Genomic DNA, 15,865 nt, shown 5'->3' with positions numbered 1-15,865 from the left:
TCATTGCTGCCGTTTCCGGTAAAAAGACCGGAGGCGTAAAATTGCGAGAAACAGAGGCACGCCGATCAGGGTAAAGCTCAGGCCAAGCGGCAGAGAAACCCTGCCCCCGAATGACAGACGTGTGAGAATATCGGCAGCAATCACCAAATTGCCGCCCATGAGTGCTGCGAGAAACAAACGCGCCCTGCCTGTAGCGCCGGTGAGAAAACCGGTCAGTTGCGGCGCGAGGATGCCAAGAAAAGACAACGGCCCTACGGCTGTAACCGATGAAGCGCTGAGCAGAACAGCAAAAAACAAAATGACCGGTCGAGAGAAATGCACCGGCTCTCCCAGTGCCATGGCAAGATGATTGCCCAGCTCATAGCAATTCAGCGCTGCGCCAAAAATCACGATACCGATAATGCTTAAAGCGATTAATGGCAGGAAAAACAGGATCGTTTCCCAATTCGCCTGAAACAGCGAGCCTGCCATCCAGCTTGCCAGATTATAGGAGAGCTCCGCAGGCAAGTAGAGCAACAGAAATGAATCCACCGAGGTAAGAACCGTGCCCACCGCGATCCCCATCAGCAGGATTGCCAGCCCGTCAACATGGCCGCGGCCAACCAACAACAGCAACACACAGGTGACCGCCAGACCGCCGCCGAGTGCGGCCAGTACCACATAGGCTTTGGGCGCGGCAGGCGCAAAGGCAAGCAGAATGAGGATCATGGTCATGGAACCGGCGCTGATGCCGAATAATCCCGGCTCGGCCAGCGCATTGCGCGCAACCGATTGCAGCACTGCGCCGGCCAGTGCCGCACTCCATCCAGCCATAAAACCCAGAATGATACGCGGCAGCCGCACGGTGAGAATGGCATAATTCTGATCATGATCTGCGGCCTGCCCGAAAATCACCGGCAGAATATCTGTCAGGCCAACATGAATATCCCCGACATTCAGCGACAGTATGATCAGCGCCAGCATGATAAGAAACAGCGCCGCGCCAGCCAGCAGATCACGCTGCCGCAGTGCCAGTCCATTGTGCAGGCGAATGATTTTGCGTCCGTCTATTGCCACATCCAGGATCATGAGAGCCTCAGAGCCGATACGGACAGGTAATAGCGCCGTATTACCCAGATAAAGGCGAGACCGCCCAGCAGATCCATGATCACGCCGGTATGCACCACGTAAGGCAGAAAGGCGATGCGCGCACCAATATCGGCGATCAGGGTAATCACCGCGCCGATCATGGCGCAGGCAGGCAGCGCATAGATGAAATGCTGGCCGGTAAAGGGGCGCACAATATGCGGCACAACAAGACCGACAAAGCCAATCGGCCCACAAATGGCAACCGCAGAACTTGCACCGATAATAGCACAAAACAGCCCGATACCAGACACAACAGGCGCATTCACACCGGCCGAACGCGCTTTATCCTCTCCGAGCAGGATCAGCGTTAAAGGACGCGCCAATGCCAGCAGCACCAGTAAAACTGCAATACCGATCCAGCCATAGCTATATAATCTCTCACTATAAGCATGATTGATATTGCCGGTCAGCCAGGGCAGATAATCCATGCGCAAGGTCGGATGTCCGAGCAGCACCGCATTACTGACACCGGAAAACAGCATGGCAATCAGCGTGCCGGATAAAATCAGCATCAGACCACGCGGCGCGGCGCTGCCCCCGGCCAGACGCGAAACTGTAAGGCACGCTGCAAAACCGGTGAACCCGCCCAGCAATGCAGCAAGCCCTTGCTGCTCAAGTGTCAGCTTGAAATAGATTGCACCGACAATCACAAACATCGTGGCACCGGCATTGACCCCCATTGTGGAGGAACTTGCCAGCGGGTTGCGGATCAACCCCTGAAAGACCAGCCCGCTGCAGGCCATCAACGCTCCGACATAGACAGCAATCAGGCTGCGCGGCAACCGCTGATGGACAATAACCGCCTCTTCATAATTTGTCGGTGCGGCCTGTTTCAGTGCAGCTAAAATTTCCTGCGGCGCGGCATATTTATCTCCCGTTGCCAGTGCAGCATAAAAACTCAGCAACAAAGCAACCAAGGAGAGAAGCAGAAACAGGTACCGTCGCATCATCGCACCTGCCCGTCATCTTCAATTGGGAAAGGCTGGCAGATCATACGGCCTTTGCGGGTAAACACATCCGCCGAAATGTCAAAAACCATCTCAATATTGGCGGCATTAATCACATCTTCAACACAGCCTGCTGCCCGTATCTGTCCGTCTTTGAGCATCACCACATCATCGGCAAATGTTGCGGTGAGATTGATGTCATGGAGTACCACCAGAACCGTCTTGCCATATTGCTGCGAGAGTTTGCGCACCAGATCCAGCACGGCATATTGATATTTGACATCCAGATGATTAACCGGCTCATCCATCAGAATAATGTCGGTATTCTGCGCCAGCACCATGGCTACCCATGCGCGTTGCCGCTGCCCGCCGGACAGCGAACTGACAGGACGGGACGCCTCGGCAGACAGGCCGACGATCTCGAGAACATCACGATATAATCTGCGGTCTTCATTCGATGGCCCACCCAGCAGCGAACGACGCGCATAGCCACCCATCTCGACCAATTCACCCAGCGTCACATAATCAGGACAATGCGCTTCCTGCGGCAGATATGATAAACTGCGCGCCAGCGCCCGTCTGCCAATGACACTGACCGGCTCGTCATTCAGCAAAATCCTGCCGCTTGAAACCGGCACAAAACCCATTATCGCTTTCAGTAACGTGGATTTACCACAGCCATTAGGGCCTGCAAGCGCAGTCACACGCCCCGCTGCAAACTGCACCGAAAGATCAGCCAGGACCGGTCTACCGCCATATCCTGCAGAGATATTGTGAATGCTGAGAACCAAGTTAGCCTCCGGCATTATCGCCAACGGAGAAATTTTTATATAAATTTCAGACTGTTATATTTGATAGCTCACATATCAAACAACAGCCGCAACAAGCGACGCATTGCACGGAGGTCTTGTGCAATGCCCCGCCGGTCCGGTAAATTTCCGGCTGTTATCAGGGTCAGAAATCAACCGATGCAGACAGCAGGAACGTTCTCGGCTTACCCAGACCGCCGCTCAGGCTGCTCCATCCCCAATAGGATTCATTGGTCACATTGAGCACACTTGCGCGCAATGTCAGCGGCTTGTCAGCCACTTTGGTCAGATAGCGCAAGCCGAGATCGAGCGTGGTGTAGGAAGGCACCGAAAGCGTATTGGTATTATTCACATAACGCTTGCCGACATGATTGATGTTACCGGTAACAGTCAGCCCCTGCATATACGCCACATCATATTCAAGCCCCATCTTGGCCATGAAAGACGGCGTACCTGGAGCCTTATTGCCCCTTTCAGCACTATTGGCAGTATCTCTCAGCTTGGCATCAATATAAGAAATACCGCCGAGCATACGCAGACCGGAAGCCAGCTCACCATAGACGGAGAGTTCCACACCACGGTTGCGCTGTTCACCATTGGCGCCGAACAGATTTGTTACCGGATCAACATACGCATACGGCTTGCTGATCTGGAACATGCTGAGCGTGGTAGTTATCGTGCCAATATCCCATTTCACACCGGCTTCATATTGCTCGGTTTTATATGGTTTAAGCACAGTGCCAAAATTGTCTGCCCCCAGAGGTGCAGCCTCCCCTTGGCTCAGTCCCTGAATATAATTGGCATAGACAGAGATATTATCTGTTGCCTTATACAGCACACCAACAGCAGGCGTCACACGGCTTTCATCATAGTCCACGGCCATCATATGGCTTGGTAACAGATATTGCTGGTTTTCAACCCGCTGATATCGCGCACCTGCAGTCACCTGCAACCGGTCATCAAACAAGCTCATTGTATCGGAAAATGCGACACCGGTGAGCTTTTGTTCAATCCCGGCATATGGACCCATATTTGCAAAAGCGCTAACATCAGGAGCGGGACCAAAATCAATATTATAATAATTGGTCAGCGCCAAATTAGGCAGCGGCAATGTGGTGAAAGTGTTTTTTGATGTAAAGCGTGTTGCTGACAGGTTCCATTCATGGTCGATACTGCCGGTCGCAAGCTCACCACGCAAGCCGATTTCACCGGAATATTGCGTACCATCAGACACCTGACGATTGCCTGAAATAGCCATAGTTCCATTATCATCCATAAGAACATTACGGGTGATCAGGGAATCGTAACCACCGCTGCGCCGCCCCCATGAAGCATAGGCAGTAATGGCATCCGTAATATCATATTCGCCCTTCAGCACCACGGTATCCGTGTCATTTTTATTGAATGACCACGGGGCTGCCAACGAGTGCTTGCCATTGAGCGGCCGAGGCAATCTCTTAACACCTGGGGCAATGGACAAACCGAAATAATTCACGCCATCCATATCTTCGCGCTGCTTGTAATAATCAACCGAGAAGCGTGCCCTCTCACCGCGCCAGTCCAGCGCAACAGAGCCGATTTTCATGCCGTGTTTTTCATTTTCAATGGCAGTATTGCCGTCACGTAGCACACCATTAAAACGGATACCCCATTCATTATTCGCGCCAAAGCGTCTGCCAAAATCAGCATGCACGCCCCATTGGCTGTCGGAAGCATAAGTGGTTGTAAGACGCGTAATAGGATCATCCTGCGCACGTTTCGGCACAATATTTACACTGCCGCCGACACTGCCGCCCGGAGGCATGCCATTCAGAAAAGCAGACGGGCCTTTGAGCACTTCAATACGCTCGGCAAATTCTGTTGAGCCGCGCATATTCGGCGCCATACCGATCAAGCCATTATAGCTCACATCATCCGCCGCACCCGCAAATCCGCGAATATAGAATGTTTCATAAATATTGGATGTATTGGAAACATAGATCGAAGGATCAGTCGCGCCGATCACCGAGCCAATATCCTTGGCCTGCCGGTTTTCCATATAATCTTTCGTATAGGAAACCGTGCTGAACGGCGTGGACATCACATCCTTATTGCCCAGCAAACCAACGCGGCTGCCCGTGGCAACCTGCCCACCCGCATAAGCCGACGGAACATCACCTTTACTACCGCCTGTATCAATCAGAATTGGGGCAAGCACCACAGAGCCATCAGCAGCAATACCGCCACCCGCATTAACATGACCGATTACAGCCTGACCGTTTGGCGTAACGCGTACCGGAATATCGGTGCCCGCCAGCATTGTCTGTAAAGCCTGCGCGGAAGAGAAATTTCCCTTGACAGGTCTTGACCGGAGACTACGCGCCACATCCGGCGCAAGCGTAACAGACAAACCTGACTGACCGGCAAAAACATCCAGTGCTGAGGACAAAGACTGCGCCGGAATATCAAAACTCTTTGTGCCCTGAGCCGTTTGGGCAAATGCGGGCATCGTATCGGGGCTGAGCACCACCAAACCGGCAAGCGCACTGGACAACATAAGTTGGGAGAATGTGGCAACCCTCACAGATGAGACTGACCGGATATTCACAGGAAAAACCATAAACTTGACCTCGGCAATAAATTATTATCATACCCCTAAAATAATTTACATATTTAGTCAACAATACGGAATCTGGGCAAATTCATATTAAAAAATATAATAATTACAGTTATTTAAGATAAGTTGCTCTATAACATGAATATAAAATACAAGATTTAGACAATGCAGCGAAAAATTCACAAGCAATTATTAAAATAGCACCACTGAATTTGCTATAATATAGTTGAGTTTTTTAATCATGATTTCGCAAAATTGCCTGCTTTTGGCCATATTTTATTGTTGTTCTAAACAGGCTTTCCTCATTATTAGGCTAAAGTTCTATACGAAACCAAAGAGAACCGGGCATCGATAAGTCGAAAAATATAAAATTTACGCCCGTTAGCAGCTATTTTCTGCCGCACAAAGACGACTATTCAGCATTTTTGCCAACTTGATTCGCGGCCGGTGCGGAGCATCACAAGACAATAATCGGCGCAGATGCTTCTCATAATTAACCACCACTCTGCCACGCGAACTAAGTGAAATCTCTTTTCACTAAAATTCAACTGTTGACGATTTTATTTAACTTGATAAATTGACTCATGATTTAAATCTTCGTTTTCAGTAAGGCTTTCACTGCTCTGCTGATGCGATTCTGCTGGGTGAGAACCCGCAATCTCTATTCGCGTTTACACTAGGAAACGATGCCTTGTGCCTCTGGCGAGAGGCCTGCGGATTAAAGCGAAAACACTTCTTTGTCGCCTGAAAATCATGCTTTCCCAAGAGCATGTTATTGACCGGAGTATGCCCAATGGATGCAATTTCTATTCGAGATAACAGCTACTATCTGCAAAGGCAGGCGCGGCGGGAATCGAATGCCCGCAGCTATCCGCGCCGCTTCCCGATTGCGGTTCAGTCCGCCAGCGGCTGTACCCTGACCGATAGCAACGGCAAAACCTATATTGATTGTCTGGCCGGTGCAGGCACGCTCGCTATCGGGCATAATCATCCTGAAGTGTTGGATACATTGCGCAATGTGCTGAATTCCGGCCTGCCGCTGCACACACTTGATCTGGCAACATCAGTCAAAGACAATTTCATCACCGATCTTATGGATACGCTGCCGGCCGGCTTAAACGGTGAGGCAAAAATCCAGTTCTGCTCTCCCAGCGGTTCCGATGCCATTGAGGCCGCGATCAAACTGGCAAAAACCGTTACCGGCCGCAGTGATATTATCAGTTTCCGCGGGGCCTATCACGGGATGTCGCAAGGCTCGCTGTCGCTAATGGGCTCGCTGTCGCCCAAAGCCGCTATCGGTGCCTTGCTCCCCGGTTCGCATTTCTTCCCATATCCCTATTCCTACCGCTGTCCGTTCGGGCGTGGCGGTGCGGAAACCACTGGGCTTGCCATTGAATATCTGGAACGCGCACTGCTTGATCCGGAAGGCGGCATCAACCGCCCCGCTGCCATTATTCTGGAGGTCATACAAGGCGAAGGCGGTGTAATTGAAGCTCCCGCAGAATGGTTGCAGGCCGTGCGCCGCCTCACTACGGAACTCGGCATTTTGCTAATCATTGACGAGGTACAGACCGGCGCGGGCAGAACCGGAACTTTCTATGCTTTTGAAAAATCGGGAATTGTTCCCGATATCATCGCTCTGTCGAAAGCCATTGGTGGTGGCCTGCCTCTTGCGGTGATCATCTATCATGAAAAATTTGATCTCTGGCAGCCGGGAGCCCATGCCGGCACCTTCCGCGGCAATCAGCTGGCTATGGCAGCCGGTTCCAAAACACTGGAAATCATCGAGCGCGACCACCTCGCCAGCCATGCAGCCATTATCGGCGCTGAACTCAAAGCCGCATTGCAGCATATTGCAACCCAAACGCCCTATATCGGTGATGTGCGAGGGCGCGGCCTGATGCTGGGGCTGGAAATTGTTGATCCGCAAGGTGCTGCCGACCAGCTCGGCCATCATCCGCACGGCCCCGAACTCGCCTCGCTCGTGCAACGTGAAGCTTTTTATCGCGGATTGATTGTTGAAACCGGCGGACGCTACGGCAGCGTGCTGCGCATCTTGCCACCGCTCATAATGACACGGGAAGAAGCGACACGCGTAGCCACCATCTTCTCCGATATTTTCGCCTCACTGGAACGACAGGTTGCATGATGCTTGATACAAAACCCGCCGATAGCGGTCGCTGCAGCACCCACCGCTGTGACGGCAATTACCTCGATTACGTATTTTCTTCCGACATTAAATCGAGCGTCTTTTACAAAAGCATCATGCATTATTCGATTGATCTGCTGCAAACCTGCAATAATGACGCCAAAACCTATTCCGGCGCGACTATTGCCGATATTCGCAAGCTTTTGCAGGATATTGAAATGCTGCCGCAAAACGGCACCGGTGTGATGAAGGCGCTCAGAGAACTTGGCAAACCGTCAGTGGAACATGCGCTGAAAGTGAGCTCAGCGGCAGCTGTGGCGCATCTGCATTGCCCTGTGGCAATTCCTGCCCTTGCTGCTGAAACCCTGATCAGCGCCACCAATCAGTCGCTGGATTCATGGGATCAGTCACCTTTTGCAACTTTGCTTGAGGAACGTGTTATCCAATGGCTGCTTGAGCTGGCCGGCGCATCAGATCAGGCCAGCGGCTGCTTCAACAGCGGCGGCAGCCAGTCCAATATGACGGCGCTTTATCTTGCCATTGAACAGATGCCGGAAATTGAACGCAAAAATTTTGTCATCTTTACCTCTGAAAATGCTCATTTCAGCATCCTCAAAAGTGCACGTATTCTCGGCCTTGCCGCCGATGCGGTTATTCCGGTGCCAACAGACGAAAACGGTCGCATGTCTGCCGCGCAACTGCATCCGGCCATTATCAAAAGCAGGCAGGATCATAAAGTACCGCTTGCAGTTGTCGCCACCGCAGGCACCACCGATCTGGGTGCGATTGATCCTCTGTCCGAGATTGCCGATATAGCGAAATTGCATAATCTCTGGCTTCATGTTGATGCAGCCTATGGCGGCGGACTGCTTTTCACCCCGCACCGCGACCAGCTTAAAGGCATCGAATGCGCGCATTCTGTGACAATTGATTTCCATAAAATGCTATTTCAGCCAATCAGTTGCGGTGTGTTGCTAGTAAAGGATAAGACATTCTTTTCGCCGCTCGCATCAAAGGCTGATTATCTTAATCCGGAAGAGGAAGTCTTTGCCCATGCGCCCAATCTTGTGGAGCGCTCCCTGCAAACCACAAGGCGCGGCGATGCGCTGAAAGTGGCCATCACCATGCGCTCCGTGGGGCGTGACGGGATCAGCGAAATGGTGTGCAAGACGCTGGAAAATGCCAAGGCTGCGGCAATGGCCATCAGAGCACGCGACCAGCTGGAACTGATACAAAACCCGCCGCTCTCCACTGTTATGTTCCGCTATGTGCCGCGTGACAGCAGCCAATGTGGCAACCGCATTGCCCTCAAAATACGCGAGCAGCTTTTCAATGAAGGGACAGCCGCCATTGCTACCACGGTGTATCAGGGGCGTGTCTGCTTCAAGCTCACAATGCTGAACCCGTTTTCCGATGCGCATATCGTCAACCGCATCCTCAACCGCATAGTGGCATTGGCTGAAGAACTGCAACAATCCCCAGACTTTGCGCAGTCACAGCAGGCTTCCGCCTGAATGCTCTGACCCACAAAACATTCTGCATGGAGAAGATATCCATGGATATTTTTCAACCCGACACCACGGAATATGCATATTCCCGCTTTGATCCCCTGATCTGGAAAACCGTCAGTTTTCGCTTATTGGATAAGAACAAAGACATAGAACTGCTCTGGCGCTGGATGAACATGCCCCACGTCGTCACCCAGTGGAAAATGAATGTGCCGATTGAGGAGATTGCCGCCTATATCGACAAGAACTTCGCCGATCCGCATCAGGACCCGTATATTGGTTTCATCGACGGCATAGCAATGAGCTATTGGGAAGCCTACTGGGCGAAAGACGATATTCTCGGACGCTATTATGATGCGCTGGAGAATGATCGCGGCTGGCATATGCTGGTGGGCGAAAAGGCCTATTTCGGTCGCAATACCGCCCGCGCTGTGATTACAGGTTTCACTCGTTTTCTGTTTCTGGACAATCCCGCAACGGAAAAAATTGTCGGTGAGCCCAGCGTGAAGGCGCGCAGTTTGCTGCGCTATGCAGCGGATTGCGCCTTTGAAGAACAAGGCGAAATCGACCTGCCCGACAAACGCGCCAAGCTGATGTTCTGCCACCGCAAGCACTTTACCGAGAAATGTGGACTATAAAAAATGACAGCCTGTAATCTCATCGGCATCGGCCTCGGGCCGTTTAATCTCGGTCTGGCGGCGCTGTTATCTTCCCATGACAGTCTCAGCAGCGTCTTTCTTGAGCGTAAACCGGAATTTCGCTGGCATGACGGCCTGCTCATGGAAGGCACTACATTGCAGGTGCCTTTTCTGGCAGATCTCGTCACAATGACCGACCCCACCCATCCGCTCAGCTATCTCAATTATCTGCGCCGGCATCACCGGCTCTATAATTTCTATTTCTATGAGCGTTTTTTAATTCCTCGTCTGGAATATGATGATTATTGCCGCTGGGCATCACAGCAGCTTGCCTCCTGCCGTTTTGGCGAGACGGTAGAGAATGTGTCTTACGACGACAGACAAAACCTTTTCAGAACAGAAACCGTGCTGACGGATGGCAGCAGCCGTTCCTATCTCGCGCATAATCTTGCGCTCGGCATCGGCACAGTGCCTTATTATCCGGCATGGGCGCAGCAAAATTCCGGCCTGATACTGCACAGCTCGCAATTCAACCATTACCGCGAACAATTGCAAAAATGCAAAACCGTCACTGTCGTCGGTTCCGGCCAGAGTGCGGCAGAATGTGTGCTGGCGCTCTATAGCGCTTTGACACCGGATATGATCAGCAATGGCGCTTCCATTCAGTGGATATCGCGCTCTGCTGGTTTTTTCCCGATGGAATATTCCAAACTCGGGCTGGAATATTTTTCGCCGGATTATATGCAATATTTCCACACAGTGCCGCGCGAAAAACGTCGCGACATTACCCGAAAACAGGGCCTGCTTTATAAAGGCATCAGCATATCAACCATCGCGGAAATCTTTGATCTACTTTATGAACGCTCTGTCGGCGGTGCGACAACCGGCCTGACACTGATCGCCAATTGCAATGTCAATAATGCTGAATACAGCCCACAAAACGGCGTGTTCCGTCTGTCTGTCAATAATCCGGAAAGTGGTGCCACCGGCATTTATGAAGCCGATGCTGTCATTCTTGGCACCGGCTATCATCATGTCTGGCCGAAATGGTTCACCCGTTTGAAAGATACAGTGCTGGCAACGGATGAAGACGGCGACATGCTTGTGGATGAAAATTTCTGCGCCGCACGCTGCGATGACGGCACAGGAAAAATCTTCATCCAAAATGCCGAAACATTTCACCACGGTGTGGGTGCACCGGATCTCGGCCTTGGTGCCTATCGTAATGCCACCATTATCAACCAGCTTTTAGGACAAATTCATTATCCGGTGCCGGTAAATTCATCATTCCAGCAATTCGGCCTTTGATAAGACCATAATTTCAGAGTCCAAAAACAGCGCCGCATTTTTATGCGGCGCTGTTTTAATAATTATCAGGCCTTCAGCAACGCCGACACATCCTGCACATTGCGGCAGCGCATCAATTGTGCCGGCGACAGAGACACAGAGAAACTTTCACTCAGCCGTGCCGCAATCAGTATCAGATGCTGCGGGCGCAATCCCAGCCCGATAAAATCTGCAGTCGCACAGACGGGTTGCGCCGCTTCCGGTTTCAGTACATCCAGATAAATCTCCAGTACCTTGCGCTGTGCTGGCGATATTTCCGGCACGGCCGGTTTTGTCTTCTCTGCTGGTTGCACCGCTTCGAGAATTTTACGGGCAGCAACACGATCCGGCTTGCCATTACGCGAAAACGGCAATTCATCAAGTTGCATAAAATGGGATGGCACATGAGATTGCGGCAGGCGTTCACGGGCAAAATCCCGCAAGGCGACTGACGATAATTGCGCCCCGCTCTCCACCACATAAACTGCGCCCAGCGTCGCCTCGCCCTGTTTTTGATCACCTATATCAACCACTATAATCTGCCGAAGCTGCGGATGTGTGATCAGCTCATTCTCCACATCTGGCAGCGACACGCGCACACCGCGTATCTTCACATAGCCATTGACGCGGCTGTCAAAAACAATCACGCCGTCATGGCGGTAGCGCCCGCGATCTCCGGTTTTAAAGGCCCGCAACTCTGTGCCCTTTTCATCGCTAATCGTCACAAAATCCGTCTGGATAATTTCGCCGCTTTCCAGATAGCCCAACGCCACATTCACACCGGCAGTGTGGATCCGCCCAGCAACACCGGCAGGGCAATGTTCGCCTTGTTCATCCAGTACGAAATAACTGTTTTCAGGCAGCGGGATACCATAAGGAATAATGTGCACATCCTCTGCTCTGATCTCATGCCAGATGCTCCAGATCGTCGTTTCCGTCGGCCCGCCAAGCGATACCAGCCGCGTTTGCGGCAGCAATTCACGTAACCCGGCAATAATCACCGGCTTGATATAATCCCCGCCCTGTGCAATCAGCCTCAGGCTTGTCAATTCATCCCCGCGCCTGCAGGCCAGCAGCATTTCCAAAATTGCCGGCACGGAACACCATAATGTTACCCGATGTTCGGCAACCAGCTGGTTCCAACGGATGGCATTCTTCTCCTCACCGGCTTCCGGTAACACCAATGTGGCACCGACCGTCAATGCGCCCAGAACATCAAAGACCGACATATCATGATGCAGCGGCGTAACAGAAATAAACACATCGCGCTCTGTCGCCTGCCAGTTTTCCAGCGTACAGGTGATTACATTATTGGTGGAGCGGTTGGTCAGCACCACGCATTTCGGCTTGCCAGTGGTACCCGATGTATAAAGATAATAGGCAGGACTTTCACTGAGCGAAAGCGTGGCAGGGCTAAGAGAAGGACTTGCCACAGGCTCTGCCGTCATCAAAACCTCAAACGTGACCACGGGGTGCGCGGTGGTCACATCTTCTGTACTAACCACCAGATCAGGACAGCAATTTTCGAGAAGATAATCCAACCGCTCCTGCGGTGATGCGGCATCAACCGGTACCCAGATTATACCCGATAATGCACAGGCAAGAACCATGGCCGTGTGTTCGGGACTGCGCGGCAGGCAAATAGCAACCACACTGCCCTGCGCCAGCCCCCGCGCCTGCAGACCGCCCGTGATGCGGCGCACAATGCCGCCAAGCTCTGCATAGCTGATACGCTGTTCTCCGCAAATCAGCGCAATCTCGTTGTTATCGGCATTAAAAATATGATCAGCAATACGACGCAGAAAAGGTGCATCCTGCGCTATCACCGACATATTGTTGAAACAATAATGGCTGAGATCAGTTATCGCCCGAATGCTCACTGCAAATTCACCGCTGGCGGCAATCTTATGCGCAGCTTTGCTCAGCGCCTGCAAAATATCCTGCACCATTGCCTGATCCAGCGCTTCACGCGCATAATCAATATCAAATACCAGATCACCGGCAGCATTGACTGAGAAGCGGATATCCATCGCCACCTGCGGCGTTTGCGTCTGTCCGCTATGCAAGTATGCCGAACTATCTTGCCCCAAAACGGGCCAAGATAAACCATTGGTAATCACGACCGGCAAAACCGGCAGGCTTCCGGTATTTTCAAACAATAAACGTGCGATATCTACACCCGAAAATGCGGGATGGCTGAGCCCTTCTAGCACATCCTGCTGTAAAACTGCCGCACGGGTGGCAAAATCGCCCTCTTGTTTCTGCCAGTTTACAGCAATAAAACTGGAATGATTGGCAAGCGTGGCGGTTATTTGTGGCGCAACAGGAATGCCGACACAAAGACTGTTTTCCTCTGTGCGGCAAGACAAAACTTCAAGCACAAGCGCTGTCAGCACCGAGTTTTTAAACAGGCCTTTACGTGCACCGACACGATTCAAGGCACTGAAAATTGCAGCCGGAATGACCATGCTTTCCCGCCTGTAGCGCGACTGCATGACCTGGTCGAGCGGCTTTCTCCAAGGCAGGCGCAGCGGCGCTTCAACCGCTTGCAATTTGTCTTTCCAGTAAGCGGCATCAGCATTGAGCTGCACATCATCATAATGCGCGGCCGCCGTTTCGTCATCCTGATCAGTCCCGCTTCCGCCTTCAAATAATTCACGCATCAGTTGCGCAATTGACCGGCCATCAGCGATCATGGCATCAAACCGCGCAAAGAGAATGTAATCTTCAGCCGCGCCCTCAAGTTTCGGCAGGCGGAACAGCGTGATCTGCCATGGCGCACGCTCCGCCCCTATAATCTCGTGGGCATAAGCTTCCCGTTGCTGCTCAATCCGGCAGATGGCTTCCGCACGGCTCAGACCACGATAATCAATCTCCTCCCAGTTGGCCTGCGCATCAGCCCGTATAGATTGCATGAATACTTGTGGCTCAATCCACGTGCGCAGGCAGGCATGGCGCTCTACCATCTCTTGCAGGCGGCATTTCAGAACTGCCGGATCAAAGATACCGCGATATTCACGAAATTCCTGCATTGCCACGCCGCCGAGCGGTACACTTTCACCCCGTCCCGCCAGATAAGCACGCTGCAATGCAGTCAAAGGCTGATGCTTCTTTTTCGGGGCTACAATCTGCACCGCTTCCAGATAATCAGGCACATCAGCCGCCTTGTCGAGACAGGCAATAAAATCATCAAACAAATCGCTTACCCATTGCGCAGGCAAAGCGTCCAGCCGGATATCCCAATTAACCAGAAGGCCGTCCTCATAAGCGGCCATCTGCACATCCAGCGCCACTTGTGATCCTTGCGAAACTGCCCAATCCATCACCCCGAAGACCTGCCGCACGGTATCGGAAAACAGTGCTCCACCTTCCAGATCAAGGGCTGCGGTAAACACCACCGGCGCCAGTTGCGGCCTGCCGTGATGTCGGGAAAGATCGCGCATCACATTGACACCGGAATAGGCGGAGTGTTCCATCTGGCTGATCAGCCGGGACTGCAGCTGTCGGCATAAATCCGCAAGTGTGGGCGCCGCATCCAGATCAATCTCTGCAATGAGAATATTGGCAAATTCACCGGCAATATTGCCGACATCCTCCACCAGCGGCAAGCGCCAGAACATCGGCACATTGAGACGGAATTGTCGGTCGCCGATCTTACGCCCCAAGGTCGTGGCGAACAGGCCGAGCATCATGGCTGCTGCGGTTACCCGGTAGCGGCGCGCCAGTTTTTGCAAGGACTGCCATTGTACAGCATCGATTTGCCGTGAAAGCCTGTGACTCTGCGGCTGGTCCATATCAGTACGTAAGGGCAAAGTCGGTGCAGGCGGAATGGTCGCAAGTCTGGCACGCCACCAGTTTTTATCACGCTCACGCGTCTTTTTCTGCGCGCTATCCGAACGATACCGGTCAAGCCAGTCAAAATATGTTGCGGCCGGCTGACAGACAGTTTCCGGTGCCTGATAAAGCGCCGCCAGATCATGCATCAACAGACGGAAAGAAGACGGATCAATGGCAATCATATCCGTATCAGCATGAAAGCGAAACTGCCCGTCATCCAGCAAAGTCAGAGAGAATCGTACCACCTGCCCCGAACGCAAATCGAGCTTCTGATGTGTCCAGATCTGCCGCTTTTTCTCCAAAAAGTCTTGCTTTTCGGATAAGGGTTGGCCGCGCAGATCATCAATTTCAAGCACCGGAAATTGTGGCGTGTCAGCGATTGTCTGCTGCCCGTCATCTGTTACGCGAAGTGCCATCATCGGATGCAGTTTTGCAAGGCGCTCAAGCGCCTGTTGCAGTCTGTCCGCATCAATGCCGCAACCGTTAAACTCGGTGTAAAGATGGGAGGCAACACCGCCGAGCATCGTCTGCGGTTCACGGCCGACAAAACAAGCCGCCTGCATCGAATTTAACTCTCTCAACATCGTGCCGTCTGCTGGATGGGTCATGATAATCACACTCGCCTCAAAAACTTGATTGCTTTATTCAAGTTATGAATATATGATGAAAATATTCAAGTTTTAATTTGACCTTTGTGCAGAACAAAACTGAATGGTCTCGCCGGTGCATAGCCTCTTCCAGCCGGAGATTTCCCAATAATGGATATGGGCAGGATATGCATGTCAGCGAAACGAAAACCGCTTATCCGCAAATTCTCAAACCAAAGAACCCGATTGCTTAGCGATAAATTGTGAGGGCGTTTCATTCCGATCTGAAATTTCTGCCCGATACCGCAGCCGGTTCACTCTGCGCTGCAGGTATTTTCCC

The 15,865-nt window shown here is 52.1% G+C and carries 9 protein-coding genes; 4 read left to right on the top strand and 5 right to left on the bottom strand.

Features of this window, described 5'->3' with window-relative positions; all coding sequences use genetic code 11:
- The 4 genes from ABE530_RS15960 to ABE530_RS15945 all read right to left on the bottom strand — a co-directional run bounded on the left by ABE530_RS15960 (position 1) and on the right by ABE530_RS15945 (position 5,483).
- Positions 1 to 1,068 carry a FecCD family ABC transporter permease gene (locus ABE530_RS15960; protein ID WP_499695157.1) on the bottom strand — a complete coding sequence of 356 codons (1,068 nt, stop codon included), beginning with the start codon at positions 1,066 to 1,068 and terminating at the stop codon, positions 1 to 3.
- Positions 1,065 to 2,078 (bottom strand): FecCD family ABC transporter permease, encoded by a 1,014-nt coding sequence (locus ABE530_RS15955; RefSeq protein ID WP_499695156.1) that lies wholly within the window; start codon positions 2,076 to 2,078, stop codon positions 1,065 to 1,067. Before ABE530_RS15955 ends, ABE530_RS15960 begins: the two co-directional genes overlap by 4 nt.
- Positions 2,075 to 2,881: an ABC transporter ATP-binding protein gene (locus ABE530_RS15950; RefSeq protein ID WP_499695155.1), complete on the bottom strand. Its 807-nt coding sequence runs from the start codon at positions 2,879 to 2,881 to the stop codon at positions 2,075 to 2,077. Before ABE530_RS15950 ends, ABE530_RS15955 begins: the two co-directional genes overlap by 4 nt.
- A gap of 148 nt (positions 2,882 to 3,029) precedes the next feature.
- The gene (locus tag ABE530_RS15945) at positions 3,030 to 5,483 is read right to left on the bottom strand and encodes a TonB-dependent siderophore receptor (protein WP_499695154.1); all 2,454 of its coding nucleotides are present in this window, start codon (positions 5,481 to 5,483) and stop codon (positions 3,030 to 3,032) included.
- A gap of 790 nt (positions 5,484 to 6,273) precedes the next feature.
- Here ABE530_RS15945 and rhbA point away from each other — a divergent pair.
- Genes rhbA through basC form a run of 4 tightly spaced genes read left to right on the top strand, consistent with a single transcriptional unit; the run spans position 6,274 to position 11,083 of the window.
- Positions 6,274 to 7,629 (top strand): diaminobutyrate--2-oxoglutarate transaminase, encoded by a 1,356-nt coding sequence (gene rhbA, locus ABE530_RS15940; protein ID WP_499695153.1) that lies wholly within the window; start codon positions 6,274 to 6,276, stop codon positions 7,627 to 7,629.
- On the top strand, positions 7,626 to 9,143 hold the full coding sequence (locus tag ABE530_RS15935; RefSeq protein WP_499695152.1) for a pyridoxal phosphate-dependent decarboxylase family protein: 1,518 nt from the start codon (positions 7,626 to 7,628) through the stop codon (positions 9,141 to 9,143). The genes rhbA and ABE530_RS15935 overlap by 4 nt, the downstream gene beginning before the upstream one ends.
- Before the next feature lie 41 nt (positions 9,144 to 9,184).
- Positions 9,185 to 9,775, top strand: a complete 591-nt coding sequence (locus ABE530_RS15930; RefSeq protein WP_499695151.1) for a GNAT family N-acetyltransferase — start codon at positions 9,185 to 9,187, stop codon at positions 9,773 to 9,775.
- Between the two features lie 3 nt (positions 9,776 to 9,778).
- Positions 9,779 to 11,083 carry a putative histamine N-monooxygenase gene (gene basC, locus ABE530_RS15925; RefSeq protein ID WP_499695150.1) on the top strand — a complete coding sequence of 435 codons (1,305 nt, stop codon included), beginning with the start codon at positions 9,779 to 9,781 and terminating at the stop codon, positions 11,081 to 11,083.
- Positions 11,084 to 11,148: 65 nt separating this feature from the next.
- Here basC and ABE530_RS15920 read toward each other — a convergent pair whose 3' ends face one another.
- A complete protein-coding gene (locus tag ABE530_RS15920) occupies positions 11,149 to 15,546 on the bottom strand; it encodes an amino acid adenylation domain-containing protein (protein WP_499695149.1) in 4,398 nt (1,465 codons plus the stop codon).
- Between the last annotated feature and the right edge of the window lie 319 nt (positions 15,547 to 15,865).

Source organism: Brucella sp. TWI559, from assembly GCF_039674265.1.
GTDB classification, from domain to species: Bacteria; Pseudomonadota; Alphaproteobacteria; order Rhizobiales; family Rhizobiaceae; genus Brucella; species Brucella chromiisoli.
This window is presented reverse-complemented; position numbering and strand designations above follow the sequence as displayed.

What these genes read in the sequence shown, in the direction of transcription:
- ABE530_RS15920 (WP_499695149.1), bottom strand. Translation starts at nt 15,546, where the DNA reads ATGACCCATCCAGCAGACGGCACGATGTTGAGAGAGTTAAATTCGATG.
- ABE530_RS15955 (WP_499695156.1), bottom strand. Translation starts at nt 2,078, where the DNA reads ATGATGCGACGGTACCTGTTTCTGCTTCTCTCCTTGGTTGCTTTGTTG.
- ABE530_RS15945 (WP_499695154.1), bottom strand. Translation starts at nt 5,483, where the DNA reads ATGGTTTTTCCTGTGAATATCCGGTCAGTCTCATCTGTGAGGGTTGCC.
- ABE530_RS15935 (WP_499695152.1), top strand. Translation starts at nt 7,626, where the DNA reads ATGATGCTTGATACAAAACCCGCCGATAGCGGTCGCTGCAGCACCCAC.
- basC (WP_499695150.1), top strand. Translation starts at nt 9,779, where the DNA reads ATGACAGCCTGTAATCTCATCGGCATCGGCCTCGGGCCGTTTAATCTC.
- ABE530_RS15930 (WP_499695151.1), top strand. Translation starts at nt 9,185, where the DNA reads ATGGATATTTTTCAACCCGACACCACGGAATATGCATATTCCCGCTTT.
- ABE530_RS15960 (WP_499695157.1), bottom strand. Translation starts at nt 1,068, where the DNA reads ATGATCCTGGATGTGGCAATAGACGGACGCAAAATCATTCGCCTGCAC.
- ABE530_RS15950 (WP_499695155.1), bottom strand. Translation starts at nt 2,881, where the DNA reads ATGCCGGAGGCTAACTTGGTTCTCAGCATTCACAATATCTCTGCAGGA.
- rhbA (WP_499695153.1), top strand. Translation starts at nt 6,274, where the DNA reads ATGGATGCAATTTCTATTCGAGATAACAGCTACTATCTGCAAAGGCAG.